Raw genomic sequence first — 22,650 nt, forward strand, 5'->3', positions numbered from 1 at the left:
TTCTGTGTCAATAAGGCGTTAAAAACTGCAAAAGTTTTTTTTGATATAGGTTAAGCGGTAATATTGAAGTCTATATTTGTATTGATGAAGAGAATTTTCCCCGTAATTATTGTATTAATAACACTTTCCTTACTTGGTATTATCGTGCTCCAGGTAAGCTGGTTTAGAGATATGACAGCATTGCGGCAGGAACAGATAAAACAAAAGGCAGAAGAGGCGACGACCGAGGTGGCAATTGAATTAAGCAGGCATGCATCCATAGCCCCTTACATGAAAATTCCGCGTAAACCCGGTTTAAGCCTGCTGCCAGAAGACTACGGTATAGGTTATACAAGACCAACTATTTCTCAGCATTATTCTGATTTTGAAATAAAAGAAAAACTGCAAAAGTCTTTTAATCAAAAAGATTTAAAAGACGTTCACTTTGAGTTTGGAGTCACATCTAACTCTAATGCATATAATTTAGAACTGCAATCGCAAAACTTTATTAAGGAAGCAAATGATGAAGTTCATAACAAAAGAGTGATAGTTCCAATAATACCTGAAAGTGGAAATGAACTTGAAGGTCTTGTGCCATTTGAGCATTTAATTCTTATTATTCCTGACCTTAAAACCCAGGTTTGGGAATCTATGGTGTGGATGATTATCGGTGCGCTCGTATTTACTTTTATAATTATTACGGCTTTTGGAGTTACTGTTCAGGCGCTTCTTCGTCAAAAGAAGCTAAGTGAAATTAAAACCGATTTCATTAATAATATGACTCATGAGTTTAAAACTCCACTAGCTACTATTTCCCTTGCCGTAGATGCTTTGAGAAATGAAAAAGTAATGGCGCAGCCCGATAAAATGAGTTATTTCAGTGGTATTATTAAAGAGGAAAACAAACGGATGAATAAGCATGTAGAGACAATTTTACAGGCTGCCCTAATGGATAAACAGGAGTTGAAACTTAACATGAAGAAGGTGCATGCACATGAACTTTTGAGAAATGCACTAAACAATTACCAGTTACAAATACAGGATAAAAACGGAAAGGTTGAAATAAATTTAGATGCGGAAAATGATGAAATTATTGCAGACGAAGCCCATTTTACCAACTTGCTGTCCAACTTAATTGATAATGCTATTAAATATTCTAAGGAAAATCTCGTATTAAGAATTTCCACTGTTGATTATGGTAAATTCTTACAGATAAGAATTCAGGATAATGGTATTGGAATGAACAAGGAAACAGTAAAAAGGATTTTTGAAAAGTTTTACCGTGCCCATACCGGCAATTTACACAATGTGAAAGGGTTTGGGTTGGGAATGAATTATGTAAAAACGGTGATAGATGTACATAAAGGACGCATAAAAGTAGACAGTACCTTAGGTAAAGGAAGCTGCTTTACTGTTGAGGTTCCATTAGCAGAGAAGAGTTGATAGTTGGTGAGATATTATGCTGGATTTCGTATTACCAGTTGACAAATAAGTTTTTCCGCCCAAAATGATGATATCAATTTTTTCCAAAACTCTAATTTCTTATTCACTTTGCCCATAGCAAACAGCCATCTCCATAACTGAGAAATCGAAAATCATTATTTAGAGCGTACTCATAAATTTTCTTCCATTCACTGCCTACAATTGCAGCTATCAGCAAAAGTAAAGTTGATTGTGGTTGGTGAAAGTTGGTTATTATGCCTTTAGCAATTTTGAGAGTGTAGCCGGGGGCAATAAGAATTTGTGTTTTAGTGATGAGTCTCGTTAATTTATTTTTTATTAGCCACGCATGTAGGCTTAATAAAGCATCTTTTGCTAAAATCTCATCTTTTGCAATTTCATACGGGTCCCATTGTTTTACACTTATTTCATCTACAGTTGCGTTTGGTTGAGCTATTAATTTTACTCCCATCCAATAAAGGCTTTCAATTGTTCTTAACGAAGTTGTTCCAACTGCTACAATTGTTTTATCCGTGTATTTAATCAGATTTTCAATTGCATTAGCCGTTACTTCTATAAATTCTGCGTGCATTTCATGTTCATTCAATCTTTCGCTTTTAACAGGCTTAAAAGTGCCAGCACCTACATGGAGTGTAACAAATTCCTTTTTAATATTTTTTGCTGCTAATTTTTCAAAAACTGTATCAGTAAAATGAAGTCCGGCTGTGGGCGCAGCAACAGATCCATCAAATTTTGCATAAATTGTCTGATACCTGCTTTTGTCCTCTTCTTCAACGTCGCGATGAAGATAAGGAGGTAAAGGCATAAAGCCGGCCAGGTGCAAAACTTCTGCAAATGACAATTCTGCCGGGTTCCAGTTCAATTCAATAATAAAGCAATCTGCTAACCGGTCCACAATGGCTGCTTCTAAAATAACTCCTCCTCCCACGCCCGTTATAATCTTTTTAAGAACCATTCCGTGTTTCCATTTACTTGCTCCGCCAATGAGACATTTCCAGGTCACTTTTCCTTTTTGAAGCATTGCTGTTGTAATATCAGCGTATTTGTCATCGGGCTCTAAGCAAAAAATTTCAATAACCGCCCCTGTCGGCTTCTGGAAAAGCAAACGAGCCTCAATGACCTTAGTGTTATTAAAAATCATTAAGGTTTCAACAGGGAGAAATTCATCAAGCTGGCGATAAACAGAAGTAATGATCTCTCGGTTTTTGTAAACCAGTAATTTGCTTTTGTCCCTTTCCTCCAAGGGATATTTGGCAATCCGTTCCGATGGAAGGTCGTAAGTATAATCAGAAATTGTTAAGTTTTTAGGATCCATAGTAAATAAATTGGCAAAAGTAATTATTACCGCACAATAGTTCTGTCTCCTGGCTTTTGCTTCAAAAAAATGAATTAAGACTAGTTGATGAGTGGAATGGCTAACTTAGAATGTTGATAATAAACAAATTAACACTTTATCCACCGCAATTCACATTATTATTACCAAACATACTAGCAGAAAATATCTTCAAAGCTAATACTGCATTGGGTTTAAGAGTAGATTGTTATGTGGATAAAAAGAAAAAAACTTTAATTTCGATAAAAGTGGGAAAAAGTGTTATTTTGTGGTAAGAAATGGAATTTTAATTCAATTAATAACAATGGCTGCTTTTTTAGGTGAATATGAAGCTACTCTCGACCCGAAAGGGCGCTTCCTTTTACCGGCTGGTTTTAAAAAGCAGCTTAGGGAAGGTGAAAACACTTTTGTGTTAAGCAGAGGTATTGAGAGGTGTCTGACGTTGTATCCTATGAGTAGTTGGGAGCCCATTGTTCAAAAAATTAATTCGCTTAATGATTTTGACCCAAAAGTACGTGCATTTCGGCGGCAGTTTTTAGGGGGAGCCACAGAAGTGGAATTGGATACAGCGGGAAGAATGCTGCTGCCACCGACTTTAAAAGAGTATGCAGACCTTTCAAAAGATATAATACTGGTTGCAGCTCTTGATAAAATAGAAATTTGGGATTCAGCAAAATATAAAAAGCTCTTTGAAGAAATGGCTCCGGAAGACTTCAGCCAACTGGCAGCCGAAGTAATGATGGATAAACCGGTTATTAACCTATAAGGGAAAAGTATGGAAGACAATGGACCATCTGTCAATCATCATTCGTCGCCTTATCACGTGCCTGTCTTATTTCAGGAAACCATTGAAGCACTACAGGTAAAACCTGATGGAGTTTATGTTGATTGCACTTTTGGTGGGGGCGGACATAGCAGGGGAATTCTTGATAAACTGGGACCTCAGGGAAAGTTAATTGCTTTTGACCAGGATGCCGATGCCGCCAGGAATATTCCCGGCGATGATAGAGTGTTGTTTGTTCCGAATAACTTTCGGCATATTCAACGCTTTCTGCGTTTCAACGGGTATCCGCAGGTAGACGGCCTTCTTGCTGATTTAGGTGTAAGTAGTCACCAGTTTGATGAAGCTGAACGAGGATTCTCAACCCGCTTTGAAGGTCCTTTAGACATGCGGATGGATCAGCGACAGGAAAATACTGCTTCAGATATTCTCAAAAAATACTCGGAGCAGCAACTGCACAAATTGTTTGAGCAATACGGTGAAGTAACAAATTCGAAGACGCTTGCAAAACAAATAGTTCAGCAACGAAACAATAACCCTTTACAAACAATTGCGCAGCTAAAAGCAATTATAAGCCCGGTGGTTAAAGGAAATCCAAACAAGTATTTAGCACAGGTTTTCCAGGCATTGAGAATTGAAGTAAATGACGAAATGGGGGCGTTGAAAGAAATGTTGCAGCAGGTTCCGGCTGTTTTAAAACCGGGTGGACGCGCCGCTATTATTACGTTTCATTCAATTGAAGACAGGTTGGTAAAAAACTTCTTTAAAAACGGAACTTTTGATGAGCAGAACGATAATCCTTTGTTGCCGGTCGAGCAAAAAAATGATTTAAAGATAATTACGAAAAAACCGATTATAGCGGGAGACGAAGAGATCAGGAGAAACCCGAGAAGCAGAAGTGCCAAGTTGAGGGTAGCCGAGAGGAAGCAGTAGCAGTCAGAAGAAAGTAATTAACATTTTTGGCTTGTAGCTTGAGGCTTTTATTATAAGAGTTACAAATTAAAAATAAAACAGGCTCAGTTTAACAGGCAGGAGATTGTTTTAGTACAGGCTCGTAAATGAAGATTAAGCATTGTTGCGTCGCACACCTAAACAATTAATAACAAGAGTTAGCATATAAGCAAAAGAAAGGAAAAGGCGCATAGAATTACTAAAAGATAAACGGAGTGCGACGCAACGATGCCTAATAAAAGAACGAAGTGCTGGTAATAAAAAATCAATTGTGTAAGTTTTAGCTGAGATCTAAATAGAAATCATCGTAAGATTAGGAATGGCAGAAGAAAATAACATAAGAAAAAAAGGTTCAAGGGTACGTGCTGTAGGTAGCTTGTTAAGCTATAGATGGATACTTAGGAACATTAGGTTTTTTCTGTTTCTCGCTGTTTTAGCAGTTGTATATATTGCTAACGGTCATATGTCTGATAACCGGATAAGAAAAATTAACGATACCAGTAGAAGATTAAAGGACCTGCAATACGAATACAAGACTTTGAAGAGTGAGATGATGTTTAAGAGCCGGGAAAGCGAAATGGTAAAAGCTGCTGCACCACTTGGGTTGGTTATGGACACCACAGCGCCTTACAAAATAAAATTGATAAGCAGAAAACCAAAAGAAGAAAATTAAAAAAGGCTCAAAACTTTTTTTAAACCGATAGTAAATAGTGGATGTAAAAAAAGACATATTGTGGAGAGTGTACGTGGGATTTATTCTCATGGCTATAGTTGGCACCTGCATATTAGGAAAGGCGGTGTATATACAACAAGTGCAGGGAGCCTATTGGAGGGGAATGAGCGATAGTCTTCACCAGCGGATTGTGTCATTAGATGCAGAAAGAGGAACCATTTATAGTGAAGATGGCAGTATGTTAAGTACAAGCATACCACAATATGATATTTATATAGATTTTATGGCTGATGGATTGAGAGAGAAGAGAGGAAAAAGATTTAAGGAAAATATCGATTCATTGAGTATTTGTCTTGCAGATCTTTTTAAAGATAAAACTAGCGGGCAATATAAGTATGAATTGCAAACAGGTTTTCGTGAAAAAGAGAGATATTTTTTATTGAGAAAGAAGTTGTCGTTTAAACAGTATCAGCAGCTACGAACATTTCCGCTTGTACGGCTTGGAAGAAACAAAAGTGGTTTTATTGCGGATAAAAAGATAATAAGGTTAAATCCATATAAAACGCTGGCATATCGTACGATTGGTTTATTAAGGGATAGCAATAAGGTGGGACTTGAGCTTACCTACGATAAGTATTTACAAGGCACTGCGGGCAAGAGGTTGGTACGTTTTATTGCTGGCGGCGCTAGTGTACCGGTAGATGATTATGAAGTGGAAGCCGAAAACGGGAAAGACGTGATAACAACACTTGACGTTAATATACAGGATGTGACTGAAAATGCGCTGATGAAAATGATGATGAAAAATGAGGCAGAACATGGTTGCGCTATTGTGATGGAAGTAAAATCCGGTAAGATTAAAGCCATTGCCAATCTTGGACATGGCAGAGACAGCACTTACTGGGAAGATTATAATTACGCAATAACACCGACAGAGCCGGGTTCTACTTTTAAGCTTGCAACCATGCTTTCATTGCTTGAGGACAAAAAAATAACATTAAATAGTATTGTTGATTTAGAAGGTGGTACCTGGAAGGTGTATGGCCGTAAGGTATATGACGCTGAAAAGCATGGTCTTTATAAGGTGACGGTTAAACAGGCTTTTGAGCATAGCAGTAATGTGGGTATGGCTAAGTTGGCATGGATGAATTATTCAAACAATCCTAGTCTATTTGTTAATCATATCAAGAAATTGAGACTTGATACATTGACAGGAATAGACCTGAACGGAGAGATAAAGCCGTCGGTATATACTCCTAAAAGCAGGCATTGGAGCAATACAACGTTGCCCTGGATGGCGTTTGGATATAACCTTACGGTAAGTCCTTTACAAATACTGACCCTGTATAATGCTGTTGCCAATAATGGTAAAATGATGAAACCTTATCTAGTAAATGAAATAAGAGAAGATGGAAGACCGATCCAGCAGTTTGCACCTTTTGTTTTAAAGGATAGTATTTGCAGCCAAAATACCGTACAAAAGCTTAAAGAATGCCTCGAAGGAGTTGTTCTTGAAGGTACAGGAAAAGGGCTTAAAAGCAACTATTACTCTATAGCAGGAAAAACAGGAACGGCTCTTGTCGCAAATGGTAATCGCGGGTATGCAGACAAGATTTATCAATCAACATTTGTTGGGTACTTTCCCGCTAATAACCCCCAATACACCATAATAGTTACTATTAAGAATAAGCCTCATGCAGCAAATTTCTTTGGAGCTTCTGTGGCAGGACCTGTTTTTAAAGAAATTTCAGACCAGATTTATAATTTAAAAGTGAATCAAAATCAGAACGTTATCGATGGTTTTGTAAAAGAGGACAGCAGTTGGTATAGTTACGCAGGATATACAAAAGATATAAATAAAGTAGCAGAACAATTACAGATAGGTATAGCTAAAGCTGATACAAAAGGTAATTATAGCAGGTTATATAAACAAGGTGCAGATACAATGATGTCAAGCCAGGTCATCAGTATGAAAAAGATGCCTGTGCTGTCAGGTATGGGGTTAAAAGATGCCGTATATCTATGTGAAAACCTGGGATTGAAGGTAGCAGTTAAAGGCAGGGGAAAAGTTGCTGTACAATCAATAACAGCGGGGGAAAATATAACAAAAGGCCAGGTGGTAAGTATACAATTAAATTAAAATTTCGTTCGCTCTTGCTAAATGACGAGAGGAGACAAGTAAGGATTATGGCAAAACTTCAGGACATATTATATAACGTTCATCTACAGGCAGTAACAGGTGCAACTAATCTGGATGTAAAAGATATACAGATAGATAGCCGCAAGGTTACCGAAAATTCTGTGTTTGTTGCTATAAAAGGTTCTGTAAGCGATGGCCATAATTTTATAACTACGGCTATCAGTAAAGGTGCAAAAGTTATTGTTTGTGAAGTAATGCCAACATTGGTCGCCGAAGGAGTTACCTATTTGCAGGTTGAGAATTCACAGGAAGCTGTTGCTCATATGGCTCATCATTATTATAATGAGCCATCTACAAAATTAAAGCTTGTCGGAGTAACAGGAACAAACGGAAAAACAACTATTGCAACACTTTTATATAAACTTTTTTCGCAACTAGGATATAAATGCGGATTGATTAGCACTGTTCAAAACCACGTTGGTAAGATTGCTATTGCATCAACACATACCACACCAGATGCTATTAGTCTGCAATCATTGTTAAATGATATGGTGCAGGCTGGCTGCACACATGTTTTTATGGAAGTGAGCAGCCATGCTATTCACCAACATCGTACTACGGGCCTTGATTTTGTTGGGGGACTGTTTAGTAATATTACCCATGACCATCTCGATTATCATAAAACTTTCGATGAATACATTTCGGTTAAAAAGAAGTTTTTTGACAATCTTACTTCTTCTGCCTTTGCTATATCAAACCTGGATGATAAGAGGGGGCAGGTAATGTTGCAGAATTCGGCTGCTAAAAAGTATTACTACAGCCTTACCACAATGGCGGAATTTAAAGGAAAAATTCTCGAAAATAGTCTTACCGGCCTTGTGATGACTGTTAATGATAAAGAAGTTCATTTCAGGTTAATAGGAGAGTTCAATGCATATAATATACTTGCTGTATATGGTGCGGCAATTTGTTTAGGTGAGAATAGTGATGAAGTGCTTACTACCCTTAGTATGCTTACCGGCGCAGAAGGAAGATTTGATTACCTGGTAAGCACATCAAAAATAATAGGTATTGTAGATTATGCACACACGCCCGATGCTTTGGAAAATGTTTTAAACACTATAAAAAGATTACGTAAAGGAAATGAGCAGGTAATTACAATAGTTGGTTGTGGCGGCGACAGGGATAAAACAAAAAGGCCAATAATGGCAGAGATTGCCTGTGTCTTAAGCGACAGGGCTATTCTTACAAGTGATAATCCACGGAGTGAAGACCCTCTGGAAATATTGAAAGATATGGAAGCAGGCCTCGGAAGTGCTTCAAAAAGAAAGTATGTGGCTATTGCAGACAGAAAAGAAGCTATTAAAATGGCGGTAAGTATGGCTAAGCCTTTTGACATAATACTGATTGCAGGTAAAGGACACGAAAAGTACCAGGAGATTAAAGGAGTAAAACATCCTTTTGATGATAAAGAAGTACTGAATGAAATGCTTGAATTGTTTGAAAAATAGTTTGAATAAGTGAAGAGTGTTCGGGGGCCATTAGGGAAAAGGTTTTTGGGATAAATGTCTCTTTAAGGATCGAGGTTAAAAAAATTATATGCTGTATTACATCTATGAATGGCTGACAAGAGAAGGGATAAGGTTCCCGGGAAGAGCGCTGTTTCAGTTCATCACTTTCCGTATGTTGCTTGCTGTTCTGTTGTCATTGGTGATTACTACAGTATATGGTAAAAGGCTTATAAGATTATTACTTAAAAAACAAGTTGGTGAAACGGTAAGAGACCTGGGGCTGGCCGGTGAGCAACAAAAACATGGAACACCAACAATGGGAGGTATCATTATACTGCTTGCCATTGTTATCCCCACTTTATTGTTTGCCAATTTAGATAAAGTATATGTAAGACTGATGGTTTTAAGCACCGTCTGGTTAGGAATAATCGGATTTATAGACGACTATCTAAAGCTAAAGGCGAAACGTATAGCAAAAGAGAAAGGCATTGATTATAAAAAGACAGACAGTGACGGTCTAGCCGGAAAGTTTAAAGTGTTTGGGCAGGTTGTTTTAGGAATAATAGTAGGAGCAACTTTATATTTTAATCAAAGTGTAACAGTGGAAAGAGAAGTAATTTCTCAAAGACCGGCTACTGCTACAAAAGACAGTATTGTGCAGAGAGGGGAGAAATTAGTGGGAGATACCGTAAGAGTGTTTGAGGGAAAGTCTCACCGATATGTAAGGGTGAAAACACCTATTACAACCATTCCTTTTATTAAAACGCATGAATTTAATTATTCAAAATTGTTGCCTGAAGCATTGCAACCTTTTACATGGGTTTTGTATATACTTATTGTAATATTCATTATTACGGCGGTTTCAAACGGGGCAAATATAACAGATGGTTTAGATGGATTGTGTACAGGCGTCTCGGCTTTAATTGGTGTTTGCCTGGGGATATTCGCCTACGTAAGCGGCAACATCCGATTTGCAGAATATCTGAATATAATGTACATCCCCAACCTTGGTGAGCTAAGCATTTTTATCGGAGCTTTTATAGGTGCCTGTATTGGTTTTCTCTGGTACAATGCTTATCCCGCGCAAGTATTTATGGGTGACACCGGTAGTCTCGCGTTAGGGGGAATTATAGCAGCCCTTGCGATTATTATCCGAAAAGAGTTAATGATACCTATTATCTGTGGAGTGTTTTTAGTTGAAAACTTAAGCGTGATCATCCAGGTTTCATATTTCAAATACACCAAAAGAAAGTATGGTGAGGGAAGAAGAATATTTAAGATGAGTCCCCTGCATCATCATTTTCAAAAGCTTGGATATCATGAAAGTAAAATAGCAACCAGGTTTTGGATTGTAACAATATTGTTAGTGGTGTTTTCAATAATGTCATTAAAAATAAGATAGCGGCATGCACAATAAAGGCAAAAGAGAAATGTAAAGTATGATAAAGAAAGAACAAACAGTACAAGTGTGCGACGCAACAATGATGAGAAAATACAGAGGCTGATTACCAAAAATAAAAGCAACAATTTCTAAAGGCGAATGAATAATAATAACGATATGCCAATAAACATCAGCTCCCCCTTAAAAGCGGGGGGGCTGGTAATTCTTGGAGGCGGTGAAAGCGGGGTAGGTGCGGCAATACTTGCCAAGCAAAAAGGTTACGCCGTATTTCTTAGCGATGGAGGTTTGTTGCATGAAACGTATAAGAAGGAACTGGCAGATAATAATATAGAATTCGAAGAAGGCGGACACACAGAAGAAAGGATTTTAAGTGCAGATGAGATAGTGAAGAGTCCGGGAATTCCTGAAAAAAATGAATTGGTACAAAAGATCAGAAAAAAAGGGATACCGGTAATTAGTGAAATTGAATTGGCATACAGGTATAAAGGTGATAGTAAAATTGTAGCGATTACCGGCAGCAACGGTAAAACCACAACAACTTCACTCATTTATCATATAGTAAAAGTGGCAGGACTTGATGCTGCGTTGGTAGGTAATATCGGTTACTCGTTTGCAAAACAGGTGGCAGAAAATCCTAAACCTTTATATGTTGCTGAAATAAGTTCTTTTCAATTAGATGATATTAAACAATTCAGGCCGGATATAGCGGTTTTATTAAACATTACAGAAGATCATTTAGACAGGTACGATTACAAATTTGAGAACTACATCAACAGCAAGTTCAGGATAATTGAAAATCAAACAAACGACGATTATTTCATCTATAGTTTGGATGACGAAGTGATAACCAAAAAGCTACAAACATTAAAACCAAATACAAACCAACTGCCATTCTCTATGAAACAGGAAGTAAAGAAAGGAGGCTACATCAAAGGAGACCAGATGATGCTAAGGATACAGGAAGAGCGCGTAAGCATGAGCATTTATGACTTTGCACTTAAGGGGAAACACAATCAATATAACACCATGGCAGCGGGTATTGCAGCATCTACGCTCGACATACGAAAGGAGAAAATAAGAGAGGCAGTAAAAACGTTTCAGGGCCTTGAACACAGAATGGAATTTGTAGCAACTGTACGTGGAGTTGACTTTTATAACGATAGTAAGGCAACTAATGTCAACAGTACCTGGTATGCTTTGGAAAGCCTGGAGAAACCCATCATATTGATACTTGGGGGAGTCGATAAGGGTAATGACTATTCATTGATTGAAGACCTCGTAAAAGAAAAAGTGAAAGCAATTGTGTGTATGGGAACGGATAACAAAAAAATTCATGGTGCTTTTGACCAGGTGGTAAAAACAATTGTTGATACACAAAATGCAAAAGATGCAGTTGATGCGGCATTTCACTTAGGCGCAAAAGGCGATACTGTGCTACTAAGTCCAGCTTGTGCCAGTTTTGACCTTTTCAAAAATTATTCTGACAGAGGAAACCAGTTTAAAGAAGCAGTGAAAGAATTGTAGAATCCGGTAACAGGTGAAAGGCGTAGGACAAAATTGTTCAAGCATTCACCTTCTGCCATAAACTTTATAATATGGGTAAATTTTTTGATAAACCGTTTTCTGAAATGCCTTCTCAGCAAGGAATGGGTGACGGATTGTTAAGAAAAACCAAAGGCGATAAATATATCTGGGGCATAGTTATACTGCTTGCAATTACATCGTTGCTTGTGGTTTACAGTGCTACAGGTTCATTGGCCTACAAAATGTATAAAGGCAATACGGAAGTATATCTTTTTAAGCAGTTTGCATTTATATCAATAGGTGTTATTCTCATACATTTCGCGCATAGAATTAACTACACCTTATATTCGAGACTGGCATTATACCTGTTTCTTGCTGCAATACCCTTAATGATCTTTACATACTTTTTTGGGGCAACCATTAACGATGGAAGCCGATGGATCAAACTACCTATTATAAACCTGACTTTCCAGACAAGCGACCTTGCCAAACTCGGATTGTTTATGTATCTAAGTAGGCAGCTAAGTCGCAAACAGGAAGTGATTAAAGACTTAAAACAGGGATTTCTACCCATAATTATTCCTATTGGAATTATTTGTGCTTTAATTGCCCCTGCCAATTTATCCACCGCATTATTGACCGGGTTTACCGGTATGCTGTTAATGTTTATAGGTCGGGCCCAGGTAAAGCATTTATTAGCCACTATCGGCATCGCCCTCATTCCGGTGCTTATTTTAGTAGCGATAGCGGCAGGAACGTATGATGCAAATTCAGAAAAGCACACTAGTAAAAATGAAACGATAACTGAGCTGAAATCTCATGGGCGTATTGGTACGTGGATAAAAAGGGTTCAGGACTTTATGTATGCGGATGCAACCGAAACACCCTACCAGGTGCAACAGGCTAAAATAGCTATAGCAAAAGGAGGAATCATCGGGGTAGGGCCGGGTAACAGTGAAGCGAAAAACTTCTTGCCTCACCCTTATTCGGATATGATTTACGCGGTAATATTGGAAGAGTATGGGCTTGTCGGAGGAGGTATTATTATTTTTATTTACCTCGTTTTTTTATTAAGATGTATAAGAATTTTTCGACGTTGTCCTTTTGCTTTCGGAGCCTTTCTTGCATTAGGGCTCAGTTTTACCCTTGTTATACAAGCTATGGCAAACATGGCAGTAGCAGTTAATCTTGTTCCGGTAACAGGTGTAACCCTACCATTGGTAAGTATGGGCGGAAGCTCTTATTTATTTACCTGCGCTTCTATTGGAATTATTTTAAGTGTAGCGCGAAATGTAGAACAGTTAGAAGGTAAGGCAGATCCGGTAAATGCCGTAGGGGCATCTTCAGAGGTCGCAGATAAAGAGGAAGAAACAATAAAAAAGAGGAAAGTTGAAAAAGAGCCGGAAGAAGAAGTTGTGGCTTAAGAGAGAGGATAAAAGTTAGAAATCGTAAAATTGATTTCGGACGAGAGAATTATAATTTAAAATATTCGTGACAGTTAGTTTGATGAGTGAACAAGATAAAAATATTGAAAAGCCGTTTAGTCCTTCCTTAGGGAGGGAAGTGCGCCGCATTATTATAGCAGGTGGCGGAACAGGCGGACATATTTTTCCGGCAATAGCTATAGCAAATGCCATCAAACAAATTGAGCCAGGTTCGGAAATATTGTTTGTCGGTGCCAAAGGAAAAATGGAAATGGAGAAAGTGCCGCAGGCAGGATATAATATAGAAGGAATTGACATAGCGGGCTTTAACAGAAGTTCTTTGATAAAAAATATTGGATTACCAATAAAACTTATAAAAAGCTTTTTACAGGTAAGAAAAATAATAAATGATTTTAAGCCCGATGCAGTTGTCGGGGTAGGAGGCTATTCAAGCTTTCCTGTCTTAAAGCATGCACAGCATAAAGGTATTCCTACATTCATTCATGAGAGTAATTCCTTTGCGGGAAAAACAAATATGCTGCTTGGAAAAAATGCGTTTAAAATATTTGTAGCTACAGATGGAATGGAGAAATTTTTTCCAAAGGAAAAAATAGAGGTAACTGGTAATCCTGTCAGAAAATCCATTGCTCAATCTACTGTAACCCGTTCAGAGGCTTTGCGTTATTTCAATCTTGAAGAAAATAAAATAACTGTTCTTGCTGTTGGTGGCAGTCTTGGTGCAAGAAGCATCAACGAAGCTTTGTCAAAAAATATTGACGCGTTCAAAATACACAACCTGCAGCTTATCTGGCAGATAGGTAAGACGACTGCAGCAGACTATAAAGAGAAGGCTAAAAGCTATTTGAGTGTATGGGCAGATGAATTTATAACACAGATGGAAATGGCTTATGCGGCGGCAGACATAGTTATCTCAAGGTCTGGTGCAATGGCGGTTACAGAGTTATGTGTAGCACGTAAACCTGTCATTTTTGTTCCGTTTCCATTTGCGGCAGAAGACCATCAAACGGTAAATGCACAAACATTGGTTGATAAAAAAGCAGCGTTAATGATAAAAGACAGTGAGGCAAATGAAAAGCTTGTAGCAATGGCAATATCTCTTGCAGAAAATAAAAGTCTGCAGGAAGAATTAAGGCAAAATATTTCAAAACTAGCAGTGACTAATGCCGATGAGGTAATAGCAAGGAAGGTGTTAGAAGCCGGAAGATAAATGGCGAAGACGATTAGAGTCAGTATAAAAACATGAATAGACATTAATGAGTGAAGCGCAAAATATACATAATTTAAATAGTTCCCCTTTAAGTGCTGAGGGGCCGGGTTCTCTTTTAGAGGCTGTCCACCATGGTCTTTACTTCATTGGCATTGGGGGAATCGGAATGAGTGCGATAGCAAGATATTTTAAATTCAAAGGTGTTGAGGTAACCGGGTATGACAAAACGCCGACTGCTCTCACGCAACAGCTGGAAGCGGAAGGAATAGCCATTCATTATGAAGAGAACGTTGCAGTAATCCCAAAAGAGGTAGGTATGGTTGTTTATACGCCTGCTATTCCTGCCGGGCATACGGAGCTGCAGTTCTATCTAAACCATAATTATAAAGTGGTAAAGAGAAGTGATGTGCTGAAGCTGATAACAGAAAGTTCTTTTAATATATGCGTGGCAGGTACTCATGGTAAAACAACGGTTAGTACTATGATAGCTCATATTCTCCGCCATTCCGGTTATGGTTGCAATGCTTTTTTGGGGGGGATATCTGCAAATTATAACACCAACTTCTGGAGCAGTGAGAGAAATGTATGTGTCATCGAAGCAGATGAATATGACAGAAGTTTTTTAAAGCTATCACCTGATGTTGCTGTAATAACTGCCATGGATCCTGACCATTTAGATATTTACGGAACTGGTGAAGAATTTAAAAAAGCATTTATTCAGTTTTCTCAGAAAGTAAAAAATGGCGGGCAGCTTATAACGAAGTACGAATTGGCTGATAACAGTGAGTTTAACGCACAAAGTCACAGCACTTACAGCTTTAGCAAAAAAGAAGCGGATGTGTATGCAGATGCGATAAAAGTTAAAGACGGTTCTTATGTTTTTGATATTATTTCAAAAGATTGGGTGATGACAGGAGTGAACTTGAATATGGGTGGTTTACACAATATTGAAAATGCAGTTGCAGCCGTTGCAGTAGCAAGACATCTACATATAAATGACGAAAAGATAAAAGAGGCAATAAAAGATTTTAAAGGTGTAAAACGAAGATTTGAGTATATACTGAAAAATGAGAAACATGTTTTGATTGATGATTATGCTCACCATCCCGAAGAACTGAGGGCATTGATAACCGGGGTGAGAAGTTTGTTTACACAAAAGTTGACAATGGTATTTCAACCGCATCTTTTTAGTCGCACCAAAGACCAGGCAGATGGTTTTGCAGAAGTGCTCGATATGTGTGATGAAGTTGTATTACTGCCTATTTATCCGGCAAGAGAATTACCAATGGAGGGAGTGACCAGTGAAATGATTACAGCAAAAATGTCTTTAAAAGATAAGAGAGTTTTAAGCAAGGATGATATGAAACAGTGGGTTAAAGAAACAAGGCCGGAACTGTTGGTTATGGCAGGGGCTGGCGACATAGATGCTCTGTTACAACCAGTTAAGGAAATATTAGAATTACAATAAAAAAGTTATGCAACAAGTGTGGAGAAAAAGATGGAGGCATACGGCGTGGTTCGCACTTGCAGCAGTTACTTTAGTGTTACTTGTGTCTGCTGTATACAAAAAAAATCATAGTGAGTGTAAAGGAGTAGAAGTGACTTTTAGCGGAGATGGAAATAATTTTTTTATTGAGGAAAAAGGAGTTATTGGATTGTTAAAAGCAAATGGTTTGGTTATCGGCCAACCGGTTGAAGCAATTAACCTGAAAACGTTGGAAGACGTTTTAAAAAAAGACAGATGGATTGCGAAGGCCGATTTGTTTTTTGATAACAACCAGGTCCTCCAGGTTAAAGTGGAAGAGAAGACACCGGTAGCAAGAATATTTACAACGCAGGGTAATTCTTTTTATATAGATAGTGCATGCAGAAAATTGCCGTTAAGTGAAAAGCTTAGTGCCAGGATACCCATGGTCACAAATTTTCCATCAGACCGGCCCACACTTTCAAAACCTGATAGTGAGTTGCTCGCTTCTGTAAAGGAATTAGCCATGTTTATACAGGAAGATGATTTTTGGAAAGCGCAGGTAGCACAAATAGACATAACACCCGAGGGGTTTGAAATGATTCCAACTGTAGGTAGCCACGTGGTCGTGTTAGGTGATGGGAATGATTTTCAACAGAAGTTTGACCGGCTCTTTAGTTTTTATAAGCAGGTATGGACAAAAGTGGGATTTGAAAAATATGAGAAGGTGGATGTACGTTTTACAGGACAGGTTGTAGCAACCTTAAAAGGTGCCAAACCTGCGATAGTTGATAGCCAAAAAGTAAGAATGGCTTATGAAAAGTTGGTTGCTGAAGCGCAAAAACCGGCAGAGGATTCTATCTCAGTTAGGGATGAAAAAAACGGCAATACGGCGCCTGTTATGGAAAAAGTGCCGTCAGATGCGAAAGTAAATGTCGAAGTAAAAAGAAAATTGCCAGCAACAGGAAATATTGCAAAAGCTGCCGCTAAAAAACAACCGGTAAAACATCAAATTATAAAGACGGCTACTCAAAGACAAACTACAGCAAAAAATGTAAGAGTGAAACAGGTAGCATCAAATAAGCAAGTAGAAGATAGGCGGGTACCGAAGGCGGTAATGAGAAAAACGTTGACTTCTAAAGGTGGATAATGTGGATAATGAGGTGTGCGGATGAGGGCAATAGATGAATAAAGAACAAGCAGTACAAGTGAGTGACACAACGGTGTTGAAGAAGGAGGTTAAGCTTGTCACAAAAAGATATTGGCAAAAAAGGACGTAATAGAGATCGGTTAAAAGATGAGAGGATACAGCGAGTATGCGCACCGGTTAGGTTTTAAGGATTTAGGTTAAAAACAACAAAAACACACATATTTATGAACGTTAACGAAGCACCTATTATCGTAGGTCTCGACATTGGCACAACTAAGATTGCTGCAATTGCCGGTAGAAAAAATGAATACGGCAAATTGGAGATTCTTGGCTTTGGGCGTGCTAACAGTACGGGGGTACAACATGGACAGGTTCTTAATATTGAACAAACAATTAAATCAATTCAGCAGGCTTTAACTAACTGCTATGACTCTAACCCTGATCTTGAGATTAGTGAGGTATATGTTGGTATTGCAGGTCATCACATTAAAAGCTTGCAAACACGTGGCGATATTGTAAGGCAGGATTCTGAAAATGAAATAACCATTGCTGAAATAGAGCAATTGATAGATAATCAACGTAAAACATTTATCCCGGCCGGCGACCAAATTATAGATGTTATTCCGCAGGAGTTTACTGTAGATAACATTCAAAACATTCCAAACCCGATAGGATATAATGGTGTAAAGGTTGGAGCAAACTTTCATATTATTACCGGCGACAGAAATGCTATCCGAAACATTAACCGAGCAGTTGATAAGAGTGGTTTAAAAACCAAAGATCTTGTTTTGCAGCCCCTGGCTTCAGCATCTGCTGTTATGAGTGAACTGGATATGGAAGCAGGAGTCGCTATCCTCGATATTGGTGGTGGCACAAGCGATCTGGCTGTTTTTTACGAAGGCATATTAAAGCACACGGCAGTCATTCCTTTTGGTGGAGAGAATATTACCAATGATATTAAAACAGGTTTGGGTGTATTGAAGCAGCAGGCCGAGGCTATGAAAGTGCAGTTTGGCAGTGCTTTGGCTGATGAAGCAAAAGCAAATGCTTTTATTACTATTCCCGGTATGAATGGAATGCCTGCTAAAGAAATCAGTGTAAAGAATCTTGCGAACATTATACAGGCAAGAATGAGTGAAATTCTTGATTTTGTTACCTATCATCTTAAGCAGGTTGGTCTTGATACCAAAATGCTAAATGGTGGAATCATACTTACAGGTGGTGGTTCTCAATTGAAACATCTTATTCAGTTAACAGAATATTCAACAGGATTATATGCGCGCATAGGGTTTCCAAACGGTCACCTTGCTGCTAATCATATAGATGAATTGAAAAAACCTATGTACAGCACTTGTATAGGTCTTATACTAAAAGGCTACAGTGATTACGAGCACAGGTATAAAGAATTTGAAAAAACTTTTAAGAAGGTTATTGTTCCTGAAACGTTGGTAAAAGAAGATGAGCCGGAATTAAGGCCTCTTGAAACGCCTGATGTTGCGTCAAGGCAAAAGGTTAATACAGCAGCGAGAAAAGGAATGACAAAGTTCTGGGAAAAATTTAAAAACAATCTTTTGGAACTTTTTAAAGAAGAAGGAGATAAAGATCTGTAGGGTTTAATTCATAAGGTATATGGTAAGAAGGTTTTAAACATTTTCCTTATACTTAATCCCACCTTTCACCTTTTAAAAAACAACTAAAAATAATCTATTACCCAAACAATTTTCCGACTATGATTCATTTTGATTTGCCGAAACAGAAGTCATCTATCCTGAAGGTGATAGGTGTTGGTGGTGGTGGCGGTAACGCCGTAAACCACATGTATGGTCAAAATATTGACAGTGTTGATTTCATTATTTGCAATACAGACGCACAAGCACTGTCAAACAGTAAAGTGCCAAATAAAATACAACTTGGTCCGCATCTTACTCAAGGGTTGGGTGCAGGCGCTAATCCCGAAATAGGTAAACAGGCAACAGAAGAAAGCCTTGAAGAGATTAAACGCATATTAGAGGTCAATACTAAAATGGCTTTTATTACTGCAGGCATGGGAGGTGGTACAGGTACAGGTGGAGCGCCTATTATTGCAAGAATCTGTAAAGAACTTGGTGTACTGACTGTAGGTATAGTAAGCACTCCCTTTACTAATGAGGGACCTAAACGCATGCGTCATGCGGAAGCTGGCATTCAGCAATTGAGAGAACATGTAGACACACTTCTTGTAATAAGCAACGATAAAGTACGTCATCAATACGGCAATCTAAAAGTGAGAGAAGCATTTAGCAAAGCTGATGATATACTTGCAACTGCTGCAAAATGTATCACCGACGTTATCACAAGCAACGGGCAAATTAATGTTGACTTTGCCGACGTATGTACTGTAATGAGAAGCGGTGGTGTGGCAATATTAGGAAGCGCGCAGGCAAGTGGTGAAGATCGTGCACAACGTGCGATAGAAGATGCTGTTAATTCACCCTTGCTAAATGACAGTGAAATTCGTGGCGCAAAATGGATACTCGTTAATATTACTTCTGCAGAAGGGGATTACGAAATCACCATGGACGAAGAAGATACAATTATGAGCTATCTTCGTGAGCAGTCAGGGGATGATGCAGATGTTATCAAAGGAATTGGTTTTGATGAATCGCTCGGAGACAAAATAGGTGTAACTATCATTGCTACGGGCTTTGAACATAAAGACCCTTTCAGAGCTCCTTTAAAACCCAAAGAAGAAAAAAAGCCTGAAGAGAAAATTGTTCTGCATTTAGGTGTTAATCCCGAAGAAAAGAAAGCAAATGCTCAGCCGCCAGCACCGGTAGAAGAAAAAGATCCATATGCGCCTACCATGGTTGAAATGGGAAACAATGGTCCCGCAATTATTCAGCCAACGCAGCAATATTACCAGCAGCAGCAACCTGATATCCAGCAACAACAAAAGGCACAGGTAAATGAAAATCAAAATCCTGTACTTCGTTTTGAACTGAAGCCGGAAGTTTCAGATCAGCGAAATCAGCCACAGCAAAACCAGCCACAGCAAAATAATAATAATACTGGAGGTGCGCGTCCGGCTAATGGTTTTCTTTCAAGGCCTTCCAACATTTATGCAGAGGCAAAGACAGCAGATACAGCATTTGCAACTTCTGCGGATGCCAAGTCTGAACAAAAACCGGCGGCAGAACCAGAGTTGGAAATGAAGTTGGTTATGAGAGATGATGTAACAGAATCGCCTAATGTGCCCGAACCTGTCAATAACCCTGCACCTTTAATAGAAAGCACTGGAACGCACGATGACATAGAAGAGCAAAAGCGAAGAGCACAGGAAAGAATTCAAAAGTTAAGGAATTTGTCTTTTAATATGAATAACAGTGATGCAAGCACAGAGTTCGATTCTGTACCTGCATACATTCGTAAAAATATGGAAATGTTCGGAAACACACTTGCTTCCGTCGAAAGCTTTTACAGCAAGTACACTGTTAAGCCGGACGAAAACGACAAAGGTCAGATTAGTTCAATTAATACATTTTTGGATGGTAAAAAACCAGATTAATTTGTGGTTAAACCCGCACCGGTTGGTGAACTGGTGTGAGTTTTATAGATTGTGTTTTTAGTTGTTATCCCTCCGACAAAACGGAGGGATTTTTATATATTCTATCAGACATTTCAAAGTTCTTTTGACGATGCTGATTTTAAAGATGGGTACTCTTCTTTAAAACTTCTTTAAAAATTTGTTAGCAAAATCTCTTGTGAAGCATTCAAACTTTCGATCGCATTATTTTTTTTGCATATTCGCAAGAATCCTGCACGCTCCACTTTTACCTTTTGTCATTTAACTCTTTACCTGAACCTTATATAATTACAAATTCTTCTCTCGGCGGAATGGAAAGTAATGCTTCCTTTCCCATAGAACATAACTTTTTTATCATGTTTGCTATATCTTCAATTGCATTAGGCTTTACTAAAAAATAGTTAGCGCCGTTGTTGTAAGCCTTATCAATATCAGTTCTATTAATAGAAGTAGAATAAATAATTATGGGAATTTTGTCATATTTCCTGTCTTCTCTTAATAGCTGCAGGCATTCAAGCCCATTTTTTACCGGCATATTAAGATCAAGAAAAAGTACATCGGGTAAGGTTTTTAAAATAAATCGCCACAACTCAAGCCAGTTAGCAGCGTAAGAAATTTTTAAAGGTTCATGAGCTTGTTCTGCAGCTTCCTTTAAAATATAAAAATCATCTTTATCGTCGTCAGCCATTAATATGTGCATAGTAGTAAGGTCGTTTGCAAAATTAATGATTACTTAATCTCACTAAACTAATATAAATTTTTCTTATTTGTCTAATTCCTTATTTCAAAAGACAATAAATATTTACATAAACAGAGTTTGAATTGTTATTGCCGAAGAATATATTTACCCTAAATATTATCGATATGCGCACAAATCATGAAATTGATTATCGTATCATTGGAGAAGAAATGCAATATGTAGAGATAGAATTAGACCCAAACGAAACAGCTATTGCAGAAAGTGGAAGCTTTATGATGATGGATGATGGTATACAAATGCAAACAATTTTTGGTGATGGAAGCCAGAACCAGGGAAGCGGACTCCTTGGGAAACTTTTGGGCGCAGGCAAACGGCTGATCGTGGGAGAAAGTCTTTTTATGACTGCATTTACGAATGCTGCCGCCGGCAAAAAAAGAGTAAGTTTTGCTTCACCTTATCCTGGTAAAATTATTCCTCTTGACCTTCAGCAATTAGGTGGAAAAGTGATTGCACAGAAAGACGCTTTTCTTTGTGCTGCCAAAGGCGTGAGTATTGGCATAGACTTTCAGCGAAGATTAGGAACGGGAATTTTTGGAGGAGAGGGTTTTATTATGGAAAAGCTTGAAGGTGACGGTATGGCGTTTGTACATGCAGGCGGGCATGTATTTGAAAGAGAATTATACAACGGCGAATTAATAAAAATTGACACAGGATGCCTTGTTGCCTTGACTCAAAATATTGATTATGATATCCAGTTTGTTGGTGGTATACGCAATACTGTTTTTGGCGGTGAAGGATTGTTCTTTGCTACATTAAGAGGACCAGGCAAGGTTTGGATTCAAACATTACCGGTTAGCAGGCTTGCGAGTAGAATTTTATCATATGGAACAACGAACCGAAAAGAGGAAGGCAGCATTTTAGGGGGGATAGGAAATTTGCTTGATGGAGATGGTTATTAAATATCGTTAAGGGTAATCCCTCCTTTTTCGGCTCCTCCAAAAATGATTTCCGAAGCTAACGTTTGACAGGTGCATCAGCATAATTATTATATTGCCTTGCTCTATTGTAAGGCCGATTTAAGACTGTTGCGTGATAGCACGGGCGTAATCCTGGTTGGAATGTAAAAAGCCTTTCTGCTACAACAAAAAGGCTTTGAGATGATTTCAGTGGTGAGTCCCCAGTTGGACATCCCGATCAGAATATTTACATGTCAAAGNTACATTCCCTGTAGAGCATTTTTAAACTAAAAAAGAATGCTTGTGAAGAAAAATGTTTCAATGGAAATTATTAATCCTAATGCCGCCGGTATTGATGTAGGTAGCCGCTCACATTTTGTAGCGATAGGACAGGCCAAAGATGATGTAAG

At 38.3% G+C, this 22,650-nt stretch carries 17 protein-coding genes; 15 read left to right on the forward strand and 2 right to left on the reverse strand.

Annotation, left to right across the window (positions count from 1 at the left end):
* The first annotated feature begins 84 nt into the window (after nt 1-84).
* Nucleotides 85-1,422 (forward strand): sensor histidine kinase, encoded by a 1,338-nt coding sequence (locus B154_RS0114435; protein WP_018614968.1) that lies wholly within the window; start codon nt 85-87, stop codon nt 1,420-1,422.
* Between the two features lie 103 nt (nt 1,423-1,525).
* On the opposite strand, the gene B154_RS0114440 is transcribed toward B154_RS0114435, so the two are convergent.
* Entirely contained in the window at nt 1,526-2,755 is a 1,230-nt protein-coding gene (locus B154_RS0114440; protein ID WP_018614969.1) for an S-adenosylmethionine:tRNA ribosyltransferase-isomerase, read from the reverse strand.
* A 286-nt stretch (nt 2,756-3,041) separates the two neighbouring features.
* On the opposite strand from B154_RS0114440, the gene mraZ reads away from it, so the two are divergent.
* From mraZ to ftsZ, 13 genes are all read left to right on the forward strand, one after another.
* On the forward strand, nt 3,042-3,539 hold the full coding sequence (mraZ, locus tag B154_RS0114450) for a division/cell wall cluster transcriptional repressor MraZ (protein ID WP_018614971.1): 498 nt from the start codon (nt 3,042-3,044) through the stop codon (nt 3,537-3,539).
* A gap of 9 nt (nt 3,540-3,548) precedes the next feature.
* A complete protein-coding gene (rsmH, locus tag B154_RS0114455) occupies nt 3,549-4,487 on the forward strand; it encodes a 16S rRNA (cytosine(1402)-N(4))-methyltransferase RsmH (RefSeq protein WP_018614972.1) in 939 nt (312 codons plus the stop codon).
* A gap of 337 nt (nt 4,488-4,824) precedes the next feature.
* Entirely contained in the window at nt 4,825-5,178 is a 354-nt protein-coding gene (locus B154_RS0114460) for an FtsL-like putative cell division protein (RefSeq protein ID WP_018614973.1), read from the forward strand.
* Nucleotides 5,179-5,215: 37 nt separating this feature from the next.
* Complete coding sequence (locus B154_RS0114465; protein WP_018614974.1) at nt 5,216-7,318, forward strand: penicillin-binding protein; 2,103 nt, start codon at nt 5,216-5,218, stop codon at nt 7,316-7,318.
* Nucleotides 7,319-7,365: 47 nt separating this feature from the next.
* Entirely contained in the window at nt 7,366-8,829 is a 1,464-nt protein-coding gene (locus B154_RS0114470; RefSeq protein ID WP_018614975.1) for a UDP-N-acetylmuramoyl-L-alanyl-D-glutamate--2,6-diaminopimelate ligase, read from the forward strand.
* An 88-nt stretch (nt 8,830-8,917) separates the two neighbouring features.
* A complete protein-coding gene (gene mraY / locus B154_RS0114475; protein WP_018614976.1) occupies nt 8,918-10,231 on the forward strand; it encodes a phospho-N-acetylmuramoyl-pentapeptide-transferase in 1,314 nt (437 codons plus the stop codon).
* Between the two features lie 138 nt (nt 10,232-10,369).
* A complete protein-coding gene (murD, locus tag B154_RS0114480; RefSeq protein WP_018614977.1) occupies nt 10,370-11,755 on the forward strand; it encodes a UDP-N-acetylmuramoyl-L-alanine--D-glutamate ligase in 1,386 nt (461 codons plus the stop codon).
* 71 nt (nt 11,756-11,826) lie between these two features.
* On the forward strand, nt 11,827-13,179 hold the full coding sequence (locus B154_RS0114485; RefSeq protein WP_018614978.1) for an FtsW/RodA/SpoVE family cell cycle protein: 1,353 nt from the start codon (nt 11,827-11,829) through the stop codon (nt 13,177-13,179).
* An 82-nt stretch (nt 13,180-13,261) separates the two neighbouring features.
* Nucleotides 13,262-14,407, forward strand: coding sequence for an undecaprenyldiphospho-muramoylpentapeptide beta-N-acetylglucosaminyltransferase (gene murG / locus B154_RS0114490; RefSeq protein ID WP_018614979.1), 1,146 nt, complete (start codon nt 13,262-13,264; stop codon nt 14,405-14,407).
* A gap of 46 nt (nt 14,408-14,453) precedes the next feature.
* A complete protein-coding gene (gene murC / locus B154_RS0114495; protein ID WP_018614980.1) occupies nt 14,454-15,875 on the forward strand; it encodes a UDP-N-acetylmuramate--L-alanine ligase in 1,422 nt (473 codons plus the stop codon).
* 7 nt (nt 15,876-15,882) lie between these two features.
* On the forward strand, nt 15,883-17,022 hold the full coding sequence (locus B154_RS28640; protein ID WP_018614981.1) for a cell division protein FtsQ/DivIB: 1,140 nt from the start codon (nt 15,883-15,885) through the stop codon (nt 17,020-17,022).
* 224 nt (nt 17,023-17,246) lie between these two features.
* Nucleotides 17,247-18,632: a cell division protein FtsA gene (gene ftsA / locus B154_RS0114505; RefSeq protein ID WP_018614982.1), complete on the forward strand. Its 1,386-nt coding sequence runs from the start codon at nt 17,247-17,249 to the stop codon at nt 18,630-18,632.
* A gap of 119 nt (nt 18,633-18,751) precedes the next feature.
* Nucleotides 18,752-20,566, forward strand: coding sequence for a cell division protein FtsZ (gene ftsZ, locus B154_RS0114510; RefSeq protein WP_018614983.1), 1,815 nt, complete (start codon nt 18,752-18,754; stop codon nt 20,564-20,566).
* Between the two features lie 298 nt (nt 20,567-20,864).
* Here ftsZ and B154_RS28645 read toward each other — a convergent pair whose 3' ends face one another.
* Complete coding sequence (locus tag B154_RS28645) at nt 20,865-21,284, reverse strand: response regulator (protein WP_083934965.1); 420 nt, start codon at nt 21,282-21,284, stop codon at nt 20,865-20,867.
* Between the two features lie 164 nt (nt 21,285-21,448).
* Here B154_RS28645 and B154_RS0114520 point away from each other — a divergent pair, with 164 nt between their 5' ends.
* The gene (locus B154_RS0114520) at nt 21,449-22,243 is read left to right on the forward strand and encodes a TIGR00266 family protein (protein ID WP_018614985.1); all 795 of its coding nucleotides are present in this window, start codon (nt 21,449-21,451) and stop codon (nt 22,241-22,243) included.
* Nucleotides 22,244-22,650: the final 407 nt, after the last annotated feature.

The sequence above is a fragment of the Segetibacter koreensis DSM 18137 genome, from assembly GCF_000374045.1.
GTDB lineage: Bacteria > Bacteroidota > Bacteroidia > Chitinophagales > Chitinophagaceae > Segetibacter > Segetibacter koreensis.

Bases quoted from the DNA above. Each gene is read 5' to 3' on its own strand.
- B154_RS0114435 (WP_018614968.1), top strand. From the start codon at position 85: ATGAAGAGAATTTTCCCCGTAATTATTGTATTAATAACACTTTCCTTA.
- B154_RS0114440 (WP_018614969.1), bottom strand. From the start codon at position 2,755: ATGGATCCTAAAAACTTAACAATTTCTGATTATACTTACGACCTTCCA.
- rsmH (WP_018614972.1), top strand. From the start codon at position 3,549: ATGGAAGACAATGGACCATCTGTCAATCATCATTCGTCGCCTTATCAC.
- B154_RS0114460 (WP_018614973.1), top strand. From the start codon at position 4,825: ATGGCAGAAGAAAATAACATAAGAAAAAAAGGTTCAAGGGTACGTGCT.
- B154_RS0114470 (WP_018614975.1), top strand. From the start codon at position 7,366: ATGGCAAAACTTCAGGACATATTATATAACGTTCATCTACAGGCAGTA.
- mraY (WP_018614976.1), top strand. From the start codon at position 8,918: ATGCTGTATTACATCTATGAATGGCTGACAAGAGAAGGGATAAGGTTC.
- murD (WP_018614977.1), top strand. From the start codon at position 10,370: ATGAATAATAATAACGATATGCCAATAAACATCAGCTCCCCCTTAAAA.
- B154_RS0114485 (WP_018614978.1), top strand. From the start codon at position 11,827: ATGGGTAAATTTTTTGATAAACCGTTTTCTGAAATGCCTTCTCAGCAA.
- murG (WP_018614979.1), top strand. From the start codon at position 13,262: ATGAGTGAACAAGATAAAAATATTGAAAAGCCGTTTAGTCCTTCCTTA.
- murC (WP_018614980.1), top strand. From the start codon at position 14,454: ATGAGTGAAGCGCAAAATATACATAATTTAAATAGTTCCCCTTTAAGT.
- B154_RS28640 (WP_018614981.1), top strand. From the start codon at position 15,883: ATGCAACAAGTGTGGAGAAAAAGATGGAGGCATACGGCGTGGTTCGCA.
- ftsA (WP_018614982.1), top strand. From the start codon at position 17,247: ATGAACGTTAACGAAGCACCTATTATCGTAGGTCTCGACATTGGCACA.
- ftsZ (WP_018614983.1), top strand. From the start codon at position 18,752: ATGATTCATTTTGATTTGCCGAAACAGAAGTCATCTATCCTGAAGGTG.
- B154_RS28645 (WP_083934965.1), bottom strand. From the start codon at position 21,284: ATGCACATATTAATGGCTGACGACGATAAAGATGATTTTTATATTTTA.
- B154_RS0114520 (WP_018614985.1), top strand. From the start codon at position 21,449: ATGCGCACAAATCATGAAATTGATTATCGTATCATTGGAGAAGAAATG.